Annotated in this window: 4 protein-coding genes; 3 read left to right on the forward strand and 1 reads right to left on the reverse strand. The window is 56.7% G+C overall.

Annotation, left to right across the window (positions count from 1 at the left end; genetic code table 11):
• From ACOSYY_RS18020 to secG, 3 genes are all read left to right on the forward strand, one after another.
• Positions 1 to 962: phosphoglycerate kinase (locus ACOSYY_RS18020; RefSeq protein ID WP_421664223.1), on the forward strand; the 962-nt coding region annotated here is incomplete at its 5' end.
• A gap of 46 nt (positions 963 to 1,008) precedes the next feature.
• Positions 1,009 to 1,791, forward strand: coding sequence for a triose-phosphate isomerase (tpiA, locus tag ACOSYY_RS18025; RefSeq protein ID WP_421664225.1), 783 nt, complete (start codon positions 1,009 to 1,011; stop codon positions 1,789 to 1,791).
• A 6-nt stretch (positions 1,792 to 1,797) separates the two neighbouring features.
• Positions 1,798 to 2,154: a preprotein translocase subunit SecG gene (secG, locus tag ACOSYY_RS18030; RefSeq protein ID WP_421664226.1), complete on the forward strand. Its 357-nt coding sequence runs from the start codon at positions 1,798 to 1,800 to the stop codon at positions 2,152 to 2,154.
• Positions 2,155 to 2,267: 113 nt separating this feature from the next.
• Here the strand turns inward: secG and ilvE are convergent.
• A partial coding sequence (gene ilvE, locus ACOSYY_RS18035; protein WP_421664228.1) for a branched-chain-amino-acid transaminase occupies positions 2,268 to 3,140 on the reverse strand: 873 nt, incomplete at its 5' end.

Raw genomic sequence — 3,140 nt, forward strand, 5'->3', positions numbered from 1 at the left:
CGAAACGACTGGGACGCCTGCTCGGGAAAGACGTGGTCTTCGCTCCGGACTGTATAGGGCCGGCCGTCGAGAAACTGGTCGCGAAGATGAAGGACGGCGATGTCCTCTTGCTGGAAAATCTTCGTTTTCATGCCGGCGAGGAAAAAAATGACGACGACTTCGCCAAGGCCCTTGCCTCGCTGGGCGATGTCTTCATCAATGATGCCTTCGGGGCGGCCCACCGGGCCCATGCTTCGACTGTCGGCATCACCCAATACATAAAAGACGCGGCTGCGGGCGCGCTGCTCAAGAAGGAGATCGAGTATCTCGAAGGGGCCGTTGCCAATCCCGTGCGGCCGTTTGCCGCTGTCCTAGGGGGAGCCAAGGTCTCGGGGAAAATCGGCGTCATCGAAAACCTGGGAAAGAAAGTCGATAAAGTCATCATCGGCGGCGGCATGGCGTTTACCTTCTTGAAGGCAAAAGGCATGGAGATCGGCAATTCTCTCTGCGAAATGGACATGCTGGATTTTGCCCGAGGGATCGAAGACCATGCCCTCTCACGAGGGGTCAAATTGTATCTGCCTGTTGATTGCGTGGTGGCTGCCAACCGAGAGTTGGGCGCCGAAACAAAAATTGTCCCCGTGCAGGAGATTCCCAAAGGATGGTATGCCCTCGACATTGGACCGGCCTCCGTCAAGCTGTTCAATGAGGCGGTCCAAAATGCGAAAACCATCCTGTGGAACGGACCGATGGGTGTGTTTGAAATCGACGCCTATGCCAGAGGCACTTTGGCAATGGCCCATGCGATTGCCAATGCGTACGCGCTCACGATCGTCGGCGGCGGTGAGACGTCGCTGGCCGTTCATCGGGCCGGTGAATCTGAGAACATTTCGTTTACCTCGACCGGGGGCGGCGCCGCCCTTGAATTACTGGAAGGCAAAACACTTCCTGGTCTTGCAGCGCTGCCTGACCGCCCAAACTGATTAAGATTCTTCAACGAAACCTCGGCTCCGGGAAGCAAGAAGCCCAGTGCGTACAGCCCTGATCGTCGGCAATTGGAAGATGAACAAGACGGCGTCTGAAGCGGCGGCCTTCGCTCGTGAGCTGAGCCAACGCCTGCCCGGCACCTCCACAGGGGTTGAATTCGTCATAGCTCCTCCTTTTACTGCGCTGGAATCGGTCCACCGGGTACTGAGCCCAGGGTCTCCGATCCAGCTTGGAGCACAGGACATGTTCTGGGAGGATCACGGTGCCTATACAGGAGAAGTCTCCGCACCGATGCTGAAAGACCTGGGGTGTCGCTATGTGATTCTGGGACATTCGGAACGGCGAACCCTCTTCGGCGAACAGAGCGACAGCATCCAGAAGAAAATCCGAGCAGCGCTCAAACACGGACTCCGTCCGATCCTCTGTATCGGTGAGTCGCTTGCGCAGCGCGACAACGGTTCGACTGACGACGTGCTCACGCAACAGCTGCGCGAGAGCTTGTCCGGCTTTACCGGCGATGCAATCGCTGGTGTCACCGTCGCCTATGAACCGATCTGGGCCATCGGCACAGGCAAATCGGCAACGACCGAGCAAGCCGTTGCCGCCCACCGGACTATTCGGCGTGCCCTTGCCGCCACAGCTTCTGCCGCGATCGCCAGCGGCACGAGGATTCTCTATGGAGGGAGCGTCACGCCCCAGAATATAGAATCGCTGCTTTCCTCCGACCAGATCGATGGCGCACTCATCGGCGGCGCTTGTCTCCATGTCGAGTCCTTTGTTACAATTGCGGCGGTCGTTTCCGCTGCTCGATCAATCGGAGTGTGAGATCTCATGATGTATACGTTGATTGTTATCGTCCATGTCTTTATCTGCTTTCTGATGATCGGGGCGATTCTTCTCCAATCCGGGAAGGGAGCGGAGATCGGCGCCGCTTTCGGCGGATCCAGTCAGACGGTGTTCGGCAGCCGAGGCCCCGCGAACTTTTTAAGCAAGCTGACGGTCGTTGTGGCGGCCGTGTTCATGGTGACCTCGCTCACTCTGGCAATTTTAGCCAAGCAACGCAACTTCTCTTCGACCGTCATCGATATGCAACCCAAGAGCGAGCCGACAGCCCCCCCGGCTGTCCCACCCGCTCAGTCTTCAGAGGATTCGCATCCTTCAGGAGAGACTCCCGCGGCAGGCCACTGATCTGTTCTTCGCTAAGTCTGCACGTGTCATTCGTCCAACCGAGCGACCGGCTCCGGTTCGATTTCACTCGATGTTACTTGATTGACGGTTGATGTTCTTCGGCCGGCAACGCGTTAGATACGTGTGAGCCAGGACTCGTGTGCGAGATCTTCTCCGCGCACGATCGAAAAGAAGGCATCTTGGAGAGCGCGTGTAATCGTCCCAGGCGTACCGTTTCCGATGCGCCGGTTGTCGATTTCTCGGACGGGGGTCAACTCGGCGGCCGTTCCAGTCACAAATACTTCGTCGGCAATATACATGTCATCGCGCGTGAATCGTTCCTCTACCACGGTGATTTTTCGTTCTTGAGCCAATTGGATGACGGAGTTTCGCGTAATCCCTTCGAGCACCGATGTCAGCGGCGGCGTCTTGAGGACACCCCGGCGAATGATGAATACATTCTCTCCTGTTCCCTCGGCAACATAGCCTTCGGGGTCGAGAAGAATCGCCTCGTCATATCCATCGGCCTTCGCCTGCCGTTTGGCCATGATGGAATTCACATAGTACCCGGATATTTTTCCTCTGGTCATGGACACATTCACGTGATGCCTCGTAAAGGACGAGATGCAAGCACGCATCCCATGGGCCAATGCATCGTCCCCCAAATAGGCTCCCCACCTCCAAGCCGCGATGGCCACCCGAACGGGATTGTCACCGGGATGGACACCCATCGCACCATACCCGATGTAGACCAACGGACGAATGTAACAGGCATCGAGACGATTGACACGAACGGTCTCGAGGATGGCGTCAGTGATCTGCTTTTTGTCATACGGCATGATCATCATGCCGATATGAGCCGAATCAAACAGTCGATCGACATGTTCACGAAGCCTGAAGATGGCGGATCCCGATTTACCCTTATAGCACCGAAGACCTTCAAACGCTGCAAGGCCGTAGTGTAGAGAATGGGTGAGAACATGAACGTTGGCCTCTTCCCACCCCAC

Source organism: Nitrospira sp. BLG_2, from assembly GCF_049222245.1.